This is a genomic window from Pyrinomonas methylaliphatogenes (assembly GCF_000820845.2).
GTDB lineage: Bacteria > Acidobacteriota > Blastocatellia > Pyrinomonadales > Pyrinomonadaceae > Pyrinomonas > Pyrinomonas methylaliphatogenes.
Window position 1 is genome coordinate 451,850 of sequence record NZ_CBXV010000008.1, and the last position, 18,866, is coordinate 470,715.

Here is an 18,866-nt window from a genome sequence, read left to right on the forward strand (position 1 = left end):
GGCAATGATGATAGATAAATCCAGCTCGTTTCACCCGCGGGCATTCAATTCTCATGGAGCAGTCTATGGCGGATAACTCTAGACGGACCATTTTCATCGTCGTCGGCATCGTCAGCGCGGTTCTCGTCGCCAGCATCATATACCTGCTCTATCGTCCCATCGCCAATGTGCCGCAACCGGCGCAGCTTCAAGGGGCGATTCGCGCCGGCTCCCCCGAATTCGAGCGCTACCGCGACAGGATCGTCCTCGATTCGGTCGAAGCTTTCGAATCGACGCGCGCTCTAGGTGACATCGTGATGACTTTGCAGGGCACGGTGCGCAACTTCACCGGGCGGACGATCAACGGGCTAGAAGTGTACGGCGCAGTGGTCGATCTTAACGGCAAACCGGTAAAAGAGAGGACTGTCGCCGTCATCCCCAATCAGAAGGCGGAGCTAGCCCCCAATGAGACGATGCAAGCTCGCGTCCTCCTCGAAGGCATCAGCAAAGAGGCCGTCCGCGCCAACATCAAGATGGAAGTGGTGGCAGTGAGGTTCAAGAACTAACCCGTCCGTCGAACGCGCGAGTGGCGCGCGATCAATTGCGAGATCCAACCGTGAGGTTCAAGAGTTAACCTGTCCGTCGAACGCCCTCGATAGAAACCAACCGCTCCGAGCAGCTACCGGACCACTTCGATTTCAAGCGTTTGCTGCCCCTCGATGACGAATTCGGCGGGCGGCAATTCCCGTTCGTAAATCGGCGATAGCGGCATCGGCGTGTAGCCGCCCGCCGTGCGCTGACTGCTCAGCATCGCGAGCACGGATGGGGGCAGATTGGGAAGCTCATCGGTGCCGATCACGGCTCCCGGCGTCAGGCGGAAGAGCTTGACATAGAGCCGGTCGTTCTTCTTCAAGCGATTGATCGCGCTGACCAATTGACTCAGATCCCTCGGCACGAAGCTTCGTGCCGCCATGCTCTGCTCGAGCGCTCCGCCGTCGCCGACAAACAGCAGCAAACGCCCCGTCGGGACATCCGCAGGGATCTCGACCGGGATGCGTTGGACGATCTGCTGGCCCGACTCGGTGCGTATGAAGGCCTGAACCTCGACGGTCTCGCCGCGCGCCACTTCCGTCCGATCGAGCGCGATCCGATCGAGCGTGCCGGTAAGTCGCACGTCGATCGAGTCGATGTCGAGATCGATGCCTTGAATCTCTACCCCTTCGAAACCGCTTTCGAGCAACGCGCCAACCGGCGCTGCGACCGTGTTAGCCGCCAGAAGCGGCGCGTCCGATGAGGAGAAACGTTGCTCGAGATGAACTCGCTCCTGCCCTCTAAGGGCGATCTCGCCGCGCACGCTGACCGTCGAATCGCCCAAACTCCGTTCGTTCGCCGCGATCGTATTGTAAACGGTGATGTTCAACAGAAGCGGCGTCAAGAACTGATCGCTGACGACCTCATAAACGTACTTTTCGGTCCGCCCGCGGCTCGTATGCAGATTGATCCTCACGGGGATCATCTTCGGTGCCTCGCCGAGCTGCCCCAGAATCCCGGTCGCGCGGTCCTGTGCCAAACGCCCGACCATCTGCCCCGGCACCGTGAGTTTGAAGGAGTTGTATGCGCTCGGGATGACCGAGACGACCGAGCTTTCGCTCATCGGCATGTCGGCACTGCCGAGCCCCAAGAAAGGATGGCCGAAGGCGTAGACCTTTTCGCCATCGCGCATCGTCACCGTTCCCGAAGCGGCGATCGAATAATCGCCGCGCACAAGCTGCACGCTCACCGAAGCGCCCGGAGCGAGCGTCTTTTCGGTCGGTTTAGCAAGCGGCGTGATCGCCGCGCCACCGCCAGCCCCGGCTACGGGCAACAGTCCTTGCGCTTGAAGTTGCGGCGCGTAAAGAGCGAGCGCGTCCGAAGAGATGCCGCTGAAGACGACGGGCGTCGCAATCGGAGATAGCTGCTGGCCCAGAAGGGAAGCAAGCGGCGAGCCGCTTGCGACTGGAGCGATGAAGGTCGTCGCTTGAAGAGGCGCTTTCGGCAGTTCGGGTTTCCATCTCGCCCCGGTCAATTCGCTGAAAGAGACCTGACGCGGCGCCTGTCGGCGGGGTGGGCTCACCTGCCCCTGTTCGAAGATCGAGATCATCTGTTCGATCGGCGTGATGCCCGCGATCGGTTCCTTCGAGAAAGGGAAACTGTAGGCTATCGCGCCGACGAGTTTGCCGTCGATGAAGACGGGCGAACCGGACATCCCGGCGAAAACGCCGGTCTTTTCGACTTGCGGACCGAAAAGACGCGCGATGATCACCGATTGGCGTGGCCCTGGATAGTTGGGCAGCACGCCGAGGATCTCTACGCCAAACTCCGCCGGTTCAGACCCGGAAAAGACCGTGCGCCCGACCCCCTTCATCCCGGCCCGCACCTCCTCCAACGGGAAGATCTGCGGCCTGTCGCTGCGCATCTGCTGCGCAGCGGCGAGAGATGAAAAGGCAAAGAGGACGGCGATGAGCTTTCTTGAAAACCTCAGCATCGATGCTCCCTTCCTCGCACTACTCTAAGCCGGTTTGGTCCCTCAGCCCGCACCCTGCGTTCGATTATGAACGCGCGCAAAAGGCCGGTCAAGCTTCGTCTTGTCGGCGCACGCGCGACGTGATAAGGTTCGGCATCTGCTTAGATGCTCCGACAGGGGAGATCGACATCTCAAAAATCGGGTCGCAAGCGCGATGTTTGACCAATCACCACCGACCATCCCGAGCGAGATCGATGGATTCATCCTCGTCGGCGGCGCCTCAAAACGCATGGGACGCGATAAGGCGAAGCTGAAGCTCGGCGCGCTCGATTTCATCGAGCGGGTCGCCCGCGCCATGGCCCCCGTCACACGCGATCTCCGTCTGGTCAGTTCGCGCGCGCGAAGCGGCCCCTGGCCGCTCCCGACGGTTTATGACCTCTATCCCGATTGCGGAGCGTTAGGCGGGATTCACGCCGCGCTCTCGGCAAGCAGATCCCCTTGGACGCTCATCGTCGCTTGCGATCTCCCCTTCATTACGACAGAATTCCTCGCCCTGCTTGTGCAGGCGCGCAGCGCAAGCGAAGCGATCGTCCCGATCCAAGCGGATGGACGGGCACAACCTTTATGCGCGCTCTACAAAAGTCAGCCGTGCCTGAAGCGTGCAAGCGCATTGCTCCGATCTGGAGAAAGGAGAGTTGGCGCGCTGCTCGAGCGACTCGACGTAAGGTACATCGCCAGCGAAGAATACGCCCATCTGCCCGGCGCTGAGCGACTGCTGTTCAACGTCAACTCACCGACGGATTACGCGCGAGCCTCCGCTTTAGAGCAAGCGTCCTGATTTCATGGGTGCAGCGAATACAGTATGCCATCAAGACGACGACGGATCAGAAAGCTCCTCAAGGCGCTGCTGCCGATCATCTTGCTGCTCGTCATCGCCATCGGCGGCGTGACCGCCTGGCTCGTCTATCAAATCACTCACCCGCCACACCGCGATTACCTGGTGACCCCGGAGAAGTTCACCCGCCTGAGCGATCGCGGATTGCGCGCCACCGAAGAGACGTGGACTAACCCGGATGGCACGGCAGCGCGCGGATGGTTACTGCGCGGCGCTGAAGGGGCGCCCGCCATCATCCTCCTTCACGCTTACGGGACGGACCGTTCATGGCTCTTCAATCTCGGCGTGAAGCTGAACGAAGCGACCAACTTCACCGTGTTGTGGCCAGACTTGCGCGGGCACGGTCCTCAACCTTTGGTCAAGCGGACATCCTTCGGCGCACGCGAGGCCGAGGACGTCCTGGCCGCCATCTCTTTCCTGCGCACGCTGCGCACACCTCGCGGCACGCCCTTGGTCGGCGATCAGATAGGTCTATACGGCGTGGAACTGGGCGCCTATGCTGCCGCGCGCGCAGGCGCGCGTAACCCGCAAGTGCGCGCCCTTGCGCTCGATTCCGTGCCCGCCTCACCCTCGGCGATCCTACATGCCGCCGTCGCGCGGTACATGGGATTCTCCAACGCTTGGCTCGATCTCCTGGCGCGCTCCGGCACGCGGCTCTATCTGTTCGAAGATTACGATGACGCAAAGACGTGCGACTTCGCTCGCCACCTCGAGGGTCGCGAGGTCCTGCTGCTGGCCGGAAGCGATGCCAGTCGTTGGCGTAGCTCGACCGTCCAGCTGGCCCGTTGCCTCCCGCTCTCAACTCATCTCGAGCTTCACGACGCGCTTCCGCTGACGGGCCTGAATGTCGTCTCGGCGACGGGCGAACAAGGCGAAGCCTACGACCGGCGCGTGATCGAATTCTTCAATCGCACCCTCAATACCCCCGCTCCCGGCACGTACGAGACGAGCCTGAGGCGAAGCCTCAGCGACCGAGGCCGAAGGTGAAACCGATCGATCCGCCGGGATAACTCGGCACGATCACTGTCTCCTGTTCGACGCGCGGGAAGATTCTGGTGAAGGCGCGGCGCACGCGCCGCGAGATCTGCGGGTAAAAATAGGGGGATTCGCTCTGCGCGGCGAGCACCCCTTTGGGCGCAAGAAGCTGCGCGCAGTTGCGGTAGAAAGTGGCAGCAAAGAGCTTCGCGCCCTCGCCTACGGGATCGGGCGCGTCAACCATGATCAGATCGAACTGCTCGCCTTGGGCGCGGCGGACGTAAGCGGCGCCATCCTCGATGACGATCTCCGCCCGAGGGTCTTTGAATCCGCGCGCAAGCTGCGGGAAGAATCTTTTTGAGCAGGCGATGACTTCTTCGTCGATCTCCACAAGCCTGACCAACTCGACCTCCGATCGGCGTAAAACAGCCGTTAGCAACCCGCCATCGCCACCGCCGATGATCAACACGCGACGCGCATGAGGCGCAAAAGCGAACCCCCGATCGGCGAGCGCGCCGTGGTAGAGGTGCTGATCTTTGGTCGAAAGTTGGATCAGCCCATCGAGCAGCAGGACGCGCCCGAAATCGAAAGTCTCGACGACCTCGATCCGCTGGTAGGAGGAGCGCGCGCGGTAGAGCCTCTTTTTCAGGCGCAACCGAACCTCGAAGGTCGGCGTAACCTTTTCCGTCAACCACATCGCGCTTGCGCTACCGGCCTCTCCTCCGCTGGGATCCTGTGCCTGATGAGTCCGCGCTCGACGAGCGTCGCCTTATGCTCACCGGCGGCAAGGCGGCGCGCAACCAATCTCATGATCAAATACGGATCCACAGTTTCGCCGCAGGTGAAGATATCGAGCGCGGCATAGCCATACTCAGGCCACGTGTGAATGGCGATATGACTTTCAGCGATGACGACGACGCCGCTGACGCCTTGCGGGCTGAATTTGTGAAGCACCGCATCGATGATCGTGGCATTCGCTTGTTGTGCGGCATCGAGTAGGGCTTGTTTGACAAGCGTGGCATCGTTAAGGAGATCTCTGTCGCAATCGAACAGTTCGACGAGAAGCTGCCTTCCGAGCGTTTTCATCTGAACATAAACCCCTCCCGCGTGAAGTCAACCAGCGTTGGCGCAGACGAATTTGTGATGATGGGCGAAGATGAAACGAATGTCAAGCAAAAATGGGCCATTAGCGCGCCATCGCACGCGAAACGCCGAATGTGTTGGCAATGACTCGGCCTTAGCGGGTACGTTGACCGACCGGCTCGGTGCCGATCGTCCCGATGCCGTTCAAACGGAAGCTGAAGACGAACCGGTTCTCACGCCGCAAACCGACGTTGAAGCTGAAGTTCTGCACCGTGATGGCGCAGCAATCGAAAGCGTAACCGAGCGTGACGGTCGAGCTGATGAGCGAAGAGTTCTTGTTAGGACGATTTTGGAAATCGAAGAAGAAGGAGGCGCCGCCGAAGACGCCCCGCTCGGTGTTGCCGACGAAGAGGGACGGGCTCCACTGCGATCCCGGCAATGTCCCCGGCTCCTTGCCGCGCTCATCGGCATACGGCTGCAAACTGGGCGCCAGCCCGATGGCGCGCGTGTAGTAGAAAGTCTGGTGGACCTTGATCGCCCGCCGATCCACGCCGAGCGTAAGCGCGAGCGCGCGCACGCCATCGCCGCCCGAATCGAGGTCGAGGCGGGCATCGGTGAAGAGATCCGAAAGCGGGCGGTAGCGCACCTCGAAGTTGATCGGCGAAAAGCGCCGCGGCGCGCCGCCGTAGCTGAAACCGGAGAAGGTGTCTATCGGATAGAACTGATTCGGCTGCCCGCGCACGAGCGCCCCGCCGAAGAAGGGATCGAAGAAGTACTTGTTGCGAACGGTGATGGAGAGCGCTTCATACGGCTGCCCCTCATCGTCTGACGCCTTGCCGGTCGGACTCATCGTCGATCGGCGCACGAAGAAGCGATTGACGATGCCATACTCGATCTCGTTCGTGTCAGCGATGGCATCCTTCTCATCGAAGATGATGATCCGGTTGAAGTCATCGCCGATCCCCGCGATGCGCCGATATGTGACGTAAGGTTCGATCACGTGGCGAAAGCGGAAAGAGCCATCATCGGCGCGAAAATCGCGCGCCAACGCTGGCGGGCGCAGATCAAGTTCGAACTCGCCATAATTGCGCACAAGATCGCGGCTCGTGACCTGCCGCGTCGCCGGGTCGAGCGAATTCGAGTAGTAGGTCGCGCGCAACCCAGTCATGATGGTCGCCGACCAGCCGGCGAAATAGAACGGAATGTCAAAGCGCGGGAATAGATCTAACCGTTGCACCATCGAGGGCGTGACGATCGCGTTCTGTATCTTATCGCGCGCGAGAAGCGCTGGATCCTCAAAAGTCTCCTTGCGACTGACGCCTTCGAGACTGCTCTCGAGCGAGAAGTAGAGCGGCAGCCGTTCGAGCAGAGCTAAAACTGAAGGCCGCTTCTCGAACGAGATGCTCGGCAAGCGGCGCGTGCGTATGCTCACGCCGGAGAGCGTGACGGTCTGCGAATTGGCGAGGAAGTTCAAGCTATAATCGCCGAAGTTCCGATTGATGAAGATCTGCAGCCGCTCTTCGGGCGAGACCGCCTGCTGTATCGAATCCGAGAAGACTTGCCGAAAGGCCAGACTGGAAGTGATGTTCACGTCGGCGACGGCGAGGAAGCCATTGGCGAAGTAATGCACGCCATCGACGTAAAGGCTCGATCCGCCCTGATTCGGCGCATTGGGCCCTTCCTTTTCGCCGAAGATGCGATCTTTGACGGCGAAGAATCCGACGTTCAAATGCGAGCGTTCGTTAGCCCGCGTGCGCAAATCGGCACCGAAGCCCAAGCCGCGCGCCGTGTAGATGTCACCGCGCAGAGTCAAATCGGCTGAGCGCCCGAGCGTTAAGTAGTAGGCATCCGAAAAACGAAAGCCCTTGCTCCCCGAAAAGCCGAAGGTCGGCGTCAAAAACCCGGAGGCGCGATCACGCCTTTTGATCGGGATCGAGGCATAGGGTAAACGCAGCACCGGCAGCCCCTTCACGTAAAAGCCCGGCGCCCGCAAGCGCACGCGATCGTTCAGGCGTATCTCCACATGCCGCGCGCGAAAGCTCCATTTCGGCACCTCCTCGTCACAGGCCGTGACCTCGCCATTGACGATGATGATCGTATCGGCACTCACCTTCTCCACGCGCTCCGCAGTGAAGTAGAGCACAGTGCCGTCCTGCGTCTGACTGGTGAAACCGGTCGAGTTGACGAAGTAGCCCGTCTTCGTCGCATAGTTCCACTCGGCCCGCGTCCCCGTTATGCGCTGCGTGCCATGTTCGAGCTGTTGATCGAGGATGACCCGGCCCTCGGCGACGACGCGATTTTCGGCCTCATAAACGCTCACCCTATCCGCCTGCAGGCGATAGACGCCGATGCGCGCATCGACATTCCCCTCATAGACGAAGACCCGCTTTTCGGGCGGACCGGAGACGGTGAACCTATCGGCATCGACCGTCAACTCTTCGCCCGTCGCCGCCCCTTCCGCTCTTACGGGCAGGCGCGGACGAAGCGATTGGTTACGGACCGGTGGATTGACGCTCGGCGTGTCGGTGATCGGATTGGTCACCCGCTGCTCGACCGGATTCTGCTCCTGCGCGAACGAAAATCCAAGAAAGAAGATCGAGATGAGACACGCGACAATGACGTTGCCGCGCGAAGCGAGCGACCACTTCCCGATCTCTTCCCCGAACCTTGCGCGCGTCATCCCTCTTCCTTCGAATCGCGTGAAGGAACCCGAATGCTAGCACGCCGTTTCGGCTAAAGACAAACTAGGCCAGTTCGATTCCGAAGCTACGCGCACTCGATCAGCCCTCGGCGATGTGGGCCAGCCGCGCCCCTTCCCGATGATGTCTCGCCTATTTGTCACACCCCTCGGCCCTCGTATATTTTCGTTTGGCGATGGCGAGTGAGGCGCGTGAAACCTTGCGTTTGCTGATCGTCGCGGGCGAAGCTTCGGGCGATGCTCATGCCGCCGCGCTCGTGCGCGCCCTGCGCCAATCGGCGCCGCAGATGCGTTTCGAGCTGTTTGGTAAACCGGGCCACGAGATGCGCGAAGCGGGCGTGGAGTCCGTCACGCTGGATGACGATCTGGCGATCATGGGCGTCTTCGAGGTCGCGCGCGCGCTCCCGCGTTTCTGGCGCGTCTATCGACAACTGAAAGAGGCGGCGCGGCGCCGTCGCGCCGATGCCGCAATCCTCGTCGACTGGCCCGAATTCAACCTGCGACTGGCGCGCGCTTTGCGCAAGGAGAGGGTGCGCGTCATCTACTACATCAGCCCGCAACTTTGGGCGTGGCGCGCGCGGCGCATAAAGAGCATCCGTCGCGACGTCGATCTGCTGCTTTCGATCCTACCATTTGAACCCGAGTGGTACGCGGCGCGTGGAGTATCGCACGTCCGCTTCGTCGGACATCCTCTGGTCGGCGCCGTCTCGGCACGGCGCACGCGCGCGGAGTTCTGCCGCGCCCACGATCTAGATCCCGCCCGCCCGCTCATCGCGCTCCTTCCGGGCAGCCGTCACAAAGAACTTATACGCATCCTGCCGCCTATGCTCGAATCGGCAAGCCTCATCGAGAGAGACCGGCCCGATGTCCAGTTCGTCATCGCACTCGCGCCATCGCGCGCGCGCGCGGAGGCCGAAACGATCATCTCCACTTGTCGTTTGAAACCGCGCATCTTGCGACTGGTCCAACATGAAACGCGCGATGCGCTGGCCGCAGCCGATGTCGCCGCCGTCACGAGCGGGACGGCGACGCTCGAAGCCATGCTTCTCGAAACGCCGCTCGTCATCGTCTACCGCGAATCGCCAATCAACTGGCACACGCTCGGACGGCTCATTCAAACGGATGATGTCGGACTGGTCAACCTGATCGCGGGCAGGAGGATCGCCCCGGAACTCATCCAACGCGATTTTACGCCGGAAAGATTGGCGCGCGAACTGCTCCTCTTACTCGACGATGAGAAGAACCGCTCGATGCGCGCCGAGCTGCGCGAGACGAAAGCGAAACTCGGTCCTGACGGCGCAAGCGAGCGCGCCGCTCGGATCATCCTTCAAGCCCTTCGCGAATGGAGAAGCGGCGATCCGTAAACGACGCCCCCGGTGACGGGATCTAACCGAACATCTGCAAGCTCAAGCTTAAACCGGTCGGTCCAATGCGATCGCTCTAACCGATCGTCTTTTGTCGATCGGCGCGCCCGTTTCGCGCGAGGCGTCACTGCATCTCCCGTTGATCTTCGGTTGAGGATGTCGCAAGGCGCGCCTTCAGTTCCCGCACCTCTCTTTTGAGTTCTTCGACTTCGGCGCGCAGCTCGGGCAACCTTCCCCAAAGCGCGTTCAATCGCTTGTACTCATCGAGCGGACGCGCCGGAATGCCCCACACGATGCCGCCCGGACGGACGATCTTGCCCGGCAGGATGCCAGCCTTCGAGCCGATGACGGCGCCGCGGCGGACGCGCGCGTGATCGCCCATGCCGACTTGGCCGCCGATGACGCAATCATCCTCGATGACGGTGCTGCCCGAAATGCCCGTCTGCGCCGCGATGACGACGCGCTCGCCGATCTGCACGTTGTGCGCGATCTGGACCAGATTGTCGATCTTCGTCCCGCGACCGATGCGCGTCGCGCCCAAAGCGCCGCGATCTATGCACGTGTTGGCACCGATCTCGACGTCGTCTTCGATGATGACCGTGCCGATCTGCGGGAACTTGCAGTAACCATCGGCGTCGCGCACGTAACCGAAACCATCCGCGCCAACCGAGACGCCTGCATGAAGCACGACGCGATCCCCGATTGCGACGCCATCGTAGATGACGACGTTCGGGTAGATGACGCAATCGTCGCCGATCTTCACGCCCGCGCCGACCGACACACCGTCGTGAATTTCCGTCCTTTCGCCGATGATCGAACCGGCCCCGATGCGCGCGTAAGGTCCGACGTAGGCGGTCGCCGCAATGCGCGCGCCAGGCGCGATGATGGCCGTCGCGGCGATCCCGGGCGCGCGCCTTTCGCGCGGATGGAGCACAGCGGCGATGCGCGCGAAAGCTAGTTTCGGTTGCTTCACCTCAATGCACGCCGGGGCGCGGCACGGCGCGCCCTCCGGCACGATCAAACAGGAGGCGCGGCTCTCGGCGGCACGCTCTATCGCCCGCTCGCCTTCGACAAAGGCGATCGCGCCTTCGCCCGCATCATCGAGGGCGGCGATCCTTTCGATCATCAACTCGCCGTCGCCCCGAAGTTTGCCGCCGACAAGCGCGGCCAGTTCGACGACCCTCATCTTCCGCGCGCTCATTTGCATTTACGCTCCTTTGTTCATACCCAAAGGGATCAAACTTCACGCCGCCTCAACTGCGGATTCGAATCGCAAGCCGCGCTTCGCTCTGGCTCCCGCTGCCAAACATCACTCGACCTCGGCTCGCGCCGCGCGCGTCCATCCGCGTTTGGATGAGCGTATGAAGCCGACAAGATGCGCAACGTTCCGATCATCCATCATCTCCAGCTCCGCGAGCGCCTGTTCGAGCGGCAGACGCGAGCGGAACAGAAGGCGAAAGGCGCGTTGCAGGTTCAAGCGCTCCGGCGCGCTCATTCCGCCGCGACGCAGTCCAATGATGTTCACTCCGCGGGCGCGCGCCGGATTTCCGTCCGTGGTGAAGAACGGCAACACGTCCTGCACGATCTTCGATTTTCCTCCGACCATCGCAAAGCGCCCGAAGCGGACGAACTGGTGCGCGCCGACGTTTGACGAAAGAAAGACGTGATCTTCGACCATGACGTGGCCGGCGAGCGCGACGCCGTTGGCGAAGATGTTATCGTCGCCGATCCGGCAGTTGTGCGCGATGTGCGCGCCGATCATGATAAAGTTGCGCGATCCGATGCGCGTCGCCTCGTCTTCGCCGCAAGCGCGGTGAATGGTGACGAACTCGCGTATCAAGTTGTCATCGCCGATGATGAGGAAGCTCCGTTCGCCGCGAAATTTAACATCCTGCGGTTCACCGCCGATGACCGCATGTTCGCCGATGCGGTTCCGCTGGCCCAGTCGCGTGAAGCGCTTGATGACAGCATGCGCGCCGATCTCGCATCCGTCGCCGACGACGCAATCATCTTCGATGACGGCATATGGCCCAACGTGCGCGGTAGGCGAAATTTCGGCGCGCGCGCCGATGATGGCCGTGGGATGCACATTCATATCGCTTCAACGCAAGGCTTCGCGTCGGATGAAAAGCCTTTAATTTGCCCCGCCACAGCCTTGCCTTCCCGATCGGAAAATCATTATCATGTCGTGCGCTCGATGAGCGCAAGTGAGGTTATTGTCGGCGATTTGAGATCTGTCGTGGCAAGCGTAACGCGGGAGGATTAAGAGCAAGTGTTCAGCGATCATTTCCGGCGCAACGAATCACTGAAGGGTTGGCTTAACGGAGTTCGCGGCTCGGCCTTTTTATCGAATTTATCGAACGTCGCGTGGAAAGTCTTTCAAGCTGTGAACACGCGCTTGCCCGAAGGCGAGGCGATCCGCCCGCGGTGGGCGCCAGGACCGCTCTTGAAATCATACGAGCGGACCAGTCCGCCGCTCGGCTTTCCGCGCGAGACCGATTCGCTCTGTCCGACCTGCGTCAAACAGGTGCGCGAAGCCGTGATCCGCGGCGAAGTCTCGCTCGAAACGCTGATGCACGCGCACCCCGGCGAGATCAAAGCCCAACTCCTCGAAGAAGACGGGCGCATCATCATCCGCAAAACTTGCCCGGTCCACGGCGAATTCACCGACGTGCTCTCGACCGACGCCGCCTTCCTGCGCCGGATCGAATCGCTCTTCTTCGGGCGCGACTTCCGCGCCGCCGAAGACGCGCACGTCCATCGACACGGCACTTCGACCATCAAGTTCGGGCGCGGCGCGGTCTTGACCGTCGATCTGACCAACCGCTGCAACATGATGTGCAATCCGTGCTTCATGGACGCCAATCAAGTCGGCTATGTCCATGAGCCGTCGTTCGAAGACATTAAAGCGATTCTGGATCGCGCCGTCAGTTTCAAGCCGCGGCGCCAGATCATCATCCTCTTTTCGGGGGGCGAGCCGACGCTGTCGCCGCACTTTTTGGATGCCGTCGCGTATGCCAAGAAGATCGGCTTTTACCGCATCTTGGCGGCGACCAACGGCATACGCTTCGCGCAAGATCCGGAGTTCTGCCGCGCGGCCAAAGAGGCTGGCATGCACGGAGTCTATCTGCAGTTCGACGGCGTCTCCGAGGAGAAGAACCGCCACCGCGGCGTCGGCAATCTCTTTGACGTCAAGTTGCAGGCCATCGAGAATCTGGCGAGCGTCGGCGTCAAGATCACGCTCGTGACGACCATCGTCAATCAGATCAACAACGACGCCATCGGGCAGATCGTCGAGTTCGCCATCAAGAACATCGACAAGATTCAAACCATCGCCTTCCAACCCGTCTCTTTCACGGGGCGCGACGAGGATATCAGCGACGAAGCGCGCCGTCGCCACCGCTACACGCTCGCCTGCATGGCGCACGATCTCAAGCGCCAGCTCGGCGGCGGTTTGGAACCGATGCGCGATTGGTTCCCGCTCTCCTCCTACTCCGCCTTTACGAGCGTGATGGACATGTTGCAAGGGGCGGATGCGCCTTGGGGCTGGTCCAGCTGCAACTGCCATCCGAACTGCGGCATCTTCACGCTGCTGGTCGTCAACCGGCGCACGGGCGAATGGATGCCGCTCTTCAAGTTCTTCGATTACGAACAGTTCATGCGCGACGTCGCGGTGATCACCGACACGGCGCGCGGGCGAAAGCTCACCGCGGCGCAACTCGCCATGACCATCCTGCGCAACTATGACGCGGCGAGCGCGCCCGCGGGCTTCCCCATCTCGCAGATCATCAACCTTTTCCGGCCAAGTTCGACGAGTTCCAATAGCGATCGCAACGACCGCATGAAGACGCAACGCGCCGATGATCCCGATGACGTGTGGCGCGTCCTGTGCGTCGAAGGCATGTGGTTTCAGGATCTTTTCACCTACGATTTCCGCCGCACCGAAATGTGCGTCATCCCTTACGGGACGCAAGAAGGCGAGATCTCCTTCTGCGCTTACAACACGGGCGTCGGCTGGCGACAGATCATCGAGAACATGCACAAGACGGCCAACTTGGCCGAGTGGTACAGCAAGCATGGGCGCCATCCGGTTTACGCCAAGGGTAAGCACGTGCCGCTTCAGAAGACTCGACATTCGCTCGCGTTACCCGTCATCAACGCTAGTTCGACGCCGACGGGTTGCAGCAGCTGCGGCGGGTCGAGCGGGCTCGGGGGACAAGCGACCTCGCCCTACCTCCTCGAAGAGGAAGAGGTCGCAGTTTGAGCCTGCGACGCGCCGCCTTCGAGAATCGCCAGCGGCTTTATCGTTCACCCCCTAAAGGGATCAGAAAGGCGAAGGGAGAAGCCTCTTCGAGCGGCAATCAAGTTAGGAGACTCTCAGCCCTTCTTTGGCTAATCGAGTCTGACCATATTCAATTCGCCTAGGATCTCCTTGATGCGCTTGGCGAGCCTTTCTATCGTTTCGACGCGCTGTCGTTGCTTGGGCGACAGTTCGTCGCGCAAGAGAAGCTGCGCTTGCCCGATCACTCCGGCCAGCGGGTTATTGACCTCGTGCCTGACCCGCGCGACGATGGCGACGATCTCCTCCATGCGCTCGCCCTGTTGCTTGATGAGCGCGCGTAACTCGCCGATCTCGCGCTCCGAGCCCCAGTCAACCCTCCCGCCCCCATTTTGATCGCTTATCATCTGACCACCTCCTTCGGACAGCCCCTCGCGCCGCTCGCACAAGGGCCATTTTGCGCTCGACCGACCGCGCGGCGCAAGGCGGTCTTCGAGCGGTGGGGAGGAGAATTGACAAACTCTGCTGACTCAACTTAAATTATCTTTTCCAAACTTGGGAGGTCGTCTAATCGGTAAGACTCCAGACTCTGGATCTGGCTATCTAGGTTCGAGTCCTAGCCTCCCAGCCAAGATCTCGAAAGATCGGCCTTGAGGGCCGATCTTTTTCAGCCTTGCCCCGCTTCCGGTCAAATATCCCGAAGCCTTGTCCCGTGAAAACCTCGAGCGTGAAGATGACTCGACAGGCGAAGGCGCGTTTGGCTAGCGCTCAACCCGATCAAGACAAGGCGGCGAAGAAAATAGTTTTTGACCGCTCAGCCTTTTTTTGTTACATTGCGCCTTCCGAGTGCTCCAACCGGTCGATTCACGAAGGCAGGCATAAGCTTCAAGCGCGAAGAGATTTCCTTGAGCACGGTAGGAGACCCGCAAGTTGAGTACGGTTATCGAACAGACGCTGGAACTTTACGGCATAGAGAACTGGGGAGCAGGCTATTTCGACATCAATCGCAAGGGCAACCTCATCGTCCGACCTTCGGAGAACGATCCGCGCGCGGCGGACGTCAAAGAGATCATCGATGATCTAGCGCGACGCGGCATCGGCACGCCCGTGCTGCTGCGCTTCCCGCAACTGCTGACGAGCCAAGTGCGGAAACTGCAGCGCGCTTTTCGCAACTCCATCCGCGAATTCGACTATCAAGGCGCGCACATGTGCGTCTATCCGATGAAGGTAAACCAACACCGCGCCGTGGTCGAGGAGTATTTGCGTGAAGCGTCGCGGTATGATTTCGGGCTGGAGGCCGGATCGAAGGCCGAACTCTACGCCGCGCTTGCGCTCGAACAATCGCCCGATAGCCTCTTGGTGCTCAACGGCTTCAAGGACGAAGAGTTTATCGAGATGGCTTTCGTCGGCGCGCGTTCGGGCAAGCGGGTCGTCATCGTCATCGAGAAGCTGAGCGAACTGGACCACGTGTTGCGTCTCGCTGACCGCTACGAGGATGGTCCGATGCCGATGGTCGGCATCCGCGTCAAGCTCTACTCGAAGGGTTCGGGCCGGTGGGAGAAATCCGGTGGCGAAGCGGCCAAGTTCGGGTTGACGACGACCGAGATCCTCGAAGTGATCCGGCGGATGCAGGAAGCCGGTCGCATCCAGATGTTGCGACTGCTCCATTTCCATATCGGCTCGCAACTGACGGACATCAAACGGATCAAGAACGCGATCAAAGAGGCGGCGCGCGTCTATGCGAAGATCAGGCAGATGAAAGTGCCGATCGATCTGCTCGACGTAGGCGGCGGCATGGCCGTCGATTACGACGGCTCGCGCACGGCATTCGATTCCTCGGCCAACTATACGGCGCAGGAGTTCGCCAACGACGTCGTTTACACGATCAAGCAGGTCTGCGAAGACGAGAACGTTCCGCATCCGACGATCATTCAGGAATCGGGCCGTTTTCTGACCGCTTACCATGCGATGCTCGTCACCAATGTGCAGGACGAGATCGAGACGGTCGTCGAAGACATTCAACCGATCGAGATCGATGATGACGATCCGCAGGTGATCATCGAGTTGGCGGACCTACGCGAGACGATCTCGGCCAAGAACTACCGCGAGTATTATCACGACGCGCTCGAACACCGCGACGAACTCTTCACGCTCTTCAATCTCGGTCTGATCTCGCTCGAGGATCGCGCCAAAGGCGAAGTCCTCTTCTGGGACGTGTGCGAGCGCGCCAACAGATTCGCTAGGCAGACCGAGGATGTTTCGGAGGATTTCGACGAGTTGCGTCGTCTGCTCTGCGCGAAGTATCTGACGAATTTTTCCGTCTTCCGCTCCGTTCCCGACCACTGGGCGATCGATCAACTCTTCCCCATCGTGCCGATCCATCGGCTGAATAAACAGCCGACCGAATACGCGACGCTTTGTGATATAACTTGCGATTCGGATGGCGTCGTGGATAAGTTCGTCGATCTGCATGATGTCAAGCAGATCCTCGAACTTCATGCGCTCACGCCGGGCGAGCCGTACTACATCGCCATCTTGCTGGTCGGCGCGTATCAGGAGGTGATGGGAAGCAATCACAATCTCTTCGGGAATCCGAACGAGGCGCACATCTACATCGATGACGATGGGTACTTGATCAAAAAGGTCATCCCCGGCACGAACGTCGGCGAGGCGGTCGAGCGCGCGCACTACGATCGGGGCCAGTTGCACGAAGGGTTTCGTCGCCGCATCGAACAACTGGTCCGGCGCGGAGAACTGAGCGAAGCGCAGGGGATGGAACTCGTGGAATATTACGAATCGCGCATTAATTCGTACACCTATCTAGTCAACGGCTCGACGCCGAGCCGTCGTCTTCGGGACTGAGATTCGAACAAGGGTGTTGGGACTTCAGTAAGGATGGAAAGAGGATCACAATGACGGCTATGGTTACTCAACGCAAACCGCGACCATCGCGTTATCTCACGACGCCGACTCGCCCGATTCAGGTGGACCGCGACCGATCCATCGCCGGATTGTTGGAGAAGATGGAAGGGGCCGGTTTCGGCGCGCGCCAACTGGCCGAAGCGCACCGCATCTGGCTTGACATGCTCGGCGACAACACGGTGATCTTCGTCGCCGCGTCGGGGCCGCTTATCCCCGCTGGGATGCGCCGCCTGCTCGCCTATGTCGTCAAAAACCGGTTCGTCGATGTGCTCATCCTATCGGGCGCGCTCATCTTTCAGGATCTGCATGAAACGCTCGGACGACAACACTACCAGGCCCATCCGAGCATGCCGGATGCCGAATTAGAAGCCGCACAGGTCGTGCGCACTTTGGACGTGCTGGCGAGCGAAGAAGAATATCGCGAAGCGGCTGAGTGGGTCAGCGGCTTCGTCAACCAACTGGACCAGTCGCGCGCTTATTCGGTGCGCGAGCTGCTGCATCTGCTGGGACGTGAACTGTCGGAGATCTCCACGGACGATGGCGTGCTCACCGCCGCTTTCAAATCGCGCGTGCCGGTCTTCTGCCCCGACATCGCCGATAGCTTGATCGTCACCGGCATCGCGACGGCGCGTTTCGAGAAGAAGAACAATTTTCAGTTCGATCTGGCACAGGATGCGCTCGATATCGCGCATATCTTCGCCCGCGCGCGCACCACAGGCGCGATCCAAATCGGCGGCGGGACGCCGCGCACCTTCTTGCAACAGGCGCAGAACGCCATGGATGTCATCAAAGCGCCAGCGCGCAGCGGCCACAAATACGCCATTCAGATCGGCACAGAGATCATCCCGACGGGCGGGCGCTCCGGCCTCGTCACCAACGATGAAGCTTTCATCTACGGCAAGCTGATGCGCGGCGCGAGCACGAGTTACATCAATTGCGATCCGACGATCGCGCTGCCGATCCTGATCACGGCGCTCTCGCAAACGGGCGCCAAATACATGAAGGGACGCAAACGTCCGAACTTCACGTTGGCGCGCGAGTTAACGGTCGAAATACCATAACCGCAGACGCGCGTCGTCCAACGAAGATGGCATCCGAATCGGCCCACCTTCCGATGAACTTCGGCGGCCTCAGCGAAGAGGCTTTCTCTTCGCAACCGCGCGCCCGTGTATTGGTCTGGCCCGTCTCATACGAAGGGACCGTCTCCTACGGGGCGGGCACCGCGCGCGGCGCAGAAGCGATCATCGACGCCTCACGTAACATGGAGCTTTACGATGAGGAACTCGATGCCGAAACCTACCGCATAGGCATTCACACGCTTCCGATCTTCCCGCCAGCGCCCTCGCCCGCAGAGATGAACCAGAAGCTTTATGAAGAAGCGCGACGCCTCGTCTCGACGGGCAAATTTCTCGTCACGCTCGGCGGCGAACATTCGATCACCGCGCCGATCGTTCGCGCGCACGCTGAACGTTACGCGAACTTCTCCGTCTTTCAGATCGACGCACACGCCGACCTGAGAGCGACATACGATGATACTCCCTATTCGCATGCGTGCGTGATGCGCCGAATCGTCGAGGATTTGCGGATTCCCGCCGTGCAGTTCGGCATCCGTTCGATGTCTGCCGAGGAGGCGCGCGTCAAAGATCGCTTGCCGACGCGCATCTTCTGGGCCAAGGATGTGGTCGGACGACCGCAGAGTTGGAACGAAGCGATCTCGCTACTGACGGAAAACGTCTACTTGACGATAGACATCGACGGGCTCGATCCCTCGCTCGTCCCGCACACGGGGACGCCGGAACCGGGCGGCTTAGGCTGGTACGAAACGCTCGGCCTGTTGCGCGCGCTCGCCGGGCGCCGCCGCATCGTCGGCATGGATCTGGTCGAATACGCGCCTGCTGGCGAACATCACGCTTCCGCCTTCCTCTGCGCGAAGCTCGTCTACAAAACGCTCGGTTACATCTTCGCCGATTCGTTGGAACGAGTGTCAATCTGATCTCCTTCCCCACGAATTTGTGACATCTTTAGGGAACGAATCTGGTAAAACCCGCTCTCGAGGCGAGCGTGTCGATGCCGTCGAGCGCAGGGCGCGAGATACTCTTCCACCACTTCGGATGTCCCTTTGCGTCTCCAGTTTTAGCCTCTTCACCCTCGCGCGAAGCATGACCTAG

The 18,866-nt window shown here is 60.6% G+C and carries 15 protein-coding genes and 1 tRNA gene; 9 read left to right on the forward strand and 7 right to left on the reverse strand.

What is annotated here, in order from left to right; translation table 11 throughout:
* Window positions 1–65 precede the first annotated feature (65 nt).
* The gene (locus PYK22_RS13185; RefSeq protein ID WP_041977996.1) at window positions 66–545 is read left to right on the forward strand and encodes a hypothetical protein; all 480 of its coding nucleotides are present in this window, start codon (window positions 66–68) and stop codon (window positions 543–545) included.
* Between the two features lie 113 nt (window positions 546–658).
* On the opposite strand, the gene PYK22_RS13190 is transcribed toward PYK22_RS13185, so the two are convergent.
* Entirely contained in the window at window positions 659–2,503 is a 1,845-nt protein-coding gene (locus PYK22_RS13190; protein ID WP_041977997.1) for a SpoIVB peptidase S55 domain-containing protein, read from the reverse strand.
* 193 nt (window positions 2,504–2,696) lie between these two features.
* Here PYK22_RS13190 and mobA point away from each other — a divergent pair, with 193 nt between their 5' ends.
* Both mobA and PYK22_RS13200 read left to right on the forward strand, forming a co-directional pair.
* Window positions 2,697–3,320 (forward strand): molybdenum cofactor guanylyltransferase, encoded by a 624-nt coding sequence (gene mobA / locus PYK22_RS13195; RefSeq protein WP_041977999.1) that lies wholly within the window; start codon window positions 2,697–2,699, stop codon window positions 3,318–3,320.
* 24 nt (window positions 3,321–3,344) lie between these two features.
* Window positions 3,345–4,364, forward strand: a complete 1,020-nt coding sequence (locus PYK22_RS13200) for an alpha/beta fold hydrolase (RefSeq protein WP_041978002.1) — start codon at window positions 3,345–3,347, stop codon at window positions 4,362–4,364.
* On the opposite strand, the gene PYK22_RS13205 is transcribed toward PYK22_RS13200, so the two are convergent.
* The 3 genes from PYK22_RS13205 to PYK22_RS13215 form a co-directional block, all read right to left on the reverse strand.
* The gene (locus PYK22_RS13205; RefSeq protein WP_060635664.1) at window positions 4,342–5,049 is read right to left on the reverse strand and encodes a spermine/spermidine synthase domain-containing protein; all 708 of its coding nucleotides are present in this window, start codon (window positions 5,047–5,049) and stop codon (window positions 4,342–4,344) included. The genes PYK22_RS13200 and PYK22_RS13205 overlap by 23 nt on opposite strands.
* Window positions 5,040–5,438, reverse strand: a complete 399-nt coding sequence (gene speD, locus PYK22_RS13210) for an adenosylmethionine decarboxylase (protein WP_041978005.1) — start codon at window positions 5,436–5,438, stop codon at window positions 5,040–5,042. The genes PYK22_RS13205 and speD overlap by 10 nt, the downstream gene beginning before the upstream one ends.
* A 151-nt stretch (window positions 5,439–5,589) precedes the next feature.
* On the reverse strand, window positions 5,590–8,115 hold the full coding sequence (locus PYK22_RS13215; protein WP_041978007.1) for an LPS-assembly protein LptD: 2,526 nt from the start codon (window positions 8,113–8,115) through the stop codon (window positions 5,590–5,592).
* Window positions 8,116–8,309: 194 nt separating this feature from the next.
* On the opposite strand from PYK22_RS13215, the gene lpxB reads away from it, so the two are divergent.
* Window positions 8,310–9,497, forward strand: a complete 1,188-nt coding sequence (gene lpxB, locus PYK22_RS13220) for a lipid-A-disaccharide synthase (protein WP_041978009.1) — start codon at window positions 8,310–8,312, stop codon at window positions 9,495–9,497.
* Between the two features lie 124 nt (window positions 9,498–9,621).
* Here the strand turns inward: lpxB and lpxD are convergent, their stop codons facing one another.
* Both lpxD and lpxA read right to left on the reverse strand, forming a co-directional pair.
* Window positions 9,622–10,698: a UDP-3-O-(3-hydroxymyristoyl)glucosamine N-acyltransferase gene (lpxD, locus tag PYK22_RS13225; RefSeq protein ID WP_041978011.1), complete on the reverse strand. Its 1,077-nt coding sequence runs from the start codon at window positions 10,696–10,698 to the stop codon at window positions 9,622–9,624.
* 108 nt (window positions 10,699–10,806) lie between these two features.
* Complete coding sequence (gene lpxA, locus PYK22_RS13230; protein ID WP_041978014.1) at window positions 10,807–11,592, reverse strand: acyl-ACP--UDP-N-acetylglucosamine O-acyltransferase; 786 nt, start codon at window positions 11,590–11,592, stop codon at window positions 10,807–10,809.
* 291 nt (window positions 11,593–11,883) lie between these two features.
* On the opposite strand from lpxA, the gene PYK22_RS13235 reads away from it, so the two are divergent.
* Window positions 11,884–13,761, forward strand: a complete 1,878-nt coding sequence (locus PYK22_RS13235; protein ID WP_157770879.1) for a radical SAM protein — start codon at window positions 11,884–11,886, stop codon at window positions 13,759–13,761.
* Between the two features lie 128 nt (window positions 13,762–13,889).
* On the opposite strand, the gene PYK22_RS13240 is transcribed toward PYK22_RS13235, so the two are convergent.
* On the reverse strand, window positions 13,890–14,183 hold the full coding sequence (locus PYK22_RS13240) for a histidine kinase dimerization/phospho-acceptor domain-containing protein (protein ID WP_041978016.1): 294 nt from the start codon (window positions 14,181–14,183) through the stop codon (window positions 13,890–13,892).
* Window positions 14,184–14,332: 149 nt separating this feature from the next.
* On the opposite strand from PYK22_RS13240, the gene PYK22_RS13245 reads away from it, so the two are divergent.
* The 4 genes from PYK22_RS13245 to speB all read left to right on the forward strand — a co-directional run bounded on the left by PYK22_RS13245 (window position 14,333) and on the right by speB (window position 18,691).
* Window positions 14,333–14,407: transfer RNA gene (locus PYK22_RS13245), tRNA-Gln, on the forward strand.
* A gap of 299 nt (window positions 14,408–14,706) precedes the next feature.
* Window positions 14,707–16,638: a biosynthetic arginine decarboxylase gene (speA, locus tag PYK22_RS13250; RefSeq protein WP_041978019.1), complete on the forward strand. Its 1,932-nt coding sequence runs from the start codon at window positions 14,707–14,709 to the stop codon at window positions 16,636–16,638.
* A 59-nt stretch (window positions 16,639–16,697) separates the two neighbouring features.
* Window positions 16,698–17,759, forward strand: coding sequence for a deoxyhypusine synthase family protein (locus PYK22_RS13255; RefSeq protein ID WP_041978021.1), 1,062 nt, complete (start codon window positions 16,698–16,700; stop codon window positions 17,757–17,759).
* A gap of 26 nt (window positions 17,760–17,785) precedes the next feature.
* Entirely contained in the window at window positions 17,786–18,691 is a 906-nt protein-coding gene (speB, locus tag PYK22_RS13260; RefSeq protein ID WP_083437852.1) for an agmatinase, read from the forward strand.
* Window positions 18,692–18,866: the final 175 nt, after the last annotated feature.

Excerpts from the sequence above, each read along its gene's own strand:
- PYK22_RS13185 (WP_041977996.1), top strand. The coding sequence starts at position 66 with ATGGCGGATAACTCTAGACGGACCATTTTCATCGTCGTCGGCATCGTC.
- PYK22_RS13190 (WP_041977997.1), bottom strand. The coding sequence starts at position 2,503 with ATGCTGAGGTTTTCAAGAAAGCTCATCGCCGTCCTCTTTGCCTTTTCA.
- mobA (WP_041977999.1), top strand. The coding sequence starts at position 2,697 with ATGTTTGACCAATCACCACCGACCATCCCGAGCGAGATCGATGGATTC.
- PYK22_RS13200 (WP_041978002.1), top strand. The coding sequence starts at position 3,345 with ATGCCATCAAGACGACGACGGATCAGAAAGCTCCTCAAGGCGCTGCTG.
- PYK22_RS13205 (WP_060635664.1), bottom strand. The coding sequence starts at position 5,049 with ATGTGGTTGACGGAAAAGGTTACGCCGACCTTCGAGGTTCGGTTGCGC.
- speD (WP_041978005.1), bottom strand. The coding sequence starts at position 5,438 with ATGAAAACGCTCGGAAGGCAGCTTCTCGTCGAACTGTTCGATTGCGAC.
- PYK22_RS13215 (WP_041978007.1), bottom strand. The coding sequence starts at position 8,115 with ATGACGCGCGCAAGGTTCGGGGAAGAGATCGGGAAGTGGTCGCTCGCT.
- lpxB (WP_041978009.1), top strand. The coding sequence starts at position 8,310 with ATGGCGAGTGAGGCGCGTGAAACCTTGCGTTTGCTGATCGTCGCGGGC.
- lpxD (WP_041978011.1), bottom strand. The coding sequence starts at position 10,698 with ATGAGCGCGCGGAAGATGAGGGTCGTCGAACTGGCCGCGCTTGTCGGC.
- lpxA (WP_041978014.1), bottom strand. The coding sequence starts at position 11,592 with ATGAATGTGCATCCCACGGCCATCATCGGCGCGCGCGCCGAAATTTCG.
- PYK22_RS13240 (WP_041978016.1), bottom strand. The coding sequence starts at position 14,183 with ATGATAAGCGATCAAAATGGGGGCGGGAGGGTTGACTGGGGCTCGGAG.
- PYK22_RS13255 (WP_041978021.1), top strand. The coding sequence starts at position 16,698 with ATGGTTACTCAACGCAAACCGCGACCATCGCGTTATCTCACGACGCCG.
- speB (WP_083437852.1), top strand. The coding sequence starts at position 17,786 with ATGGCATCCGAATCGGCCCACCTTCCGATGAACTTCGGCGGCCTCAGC.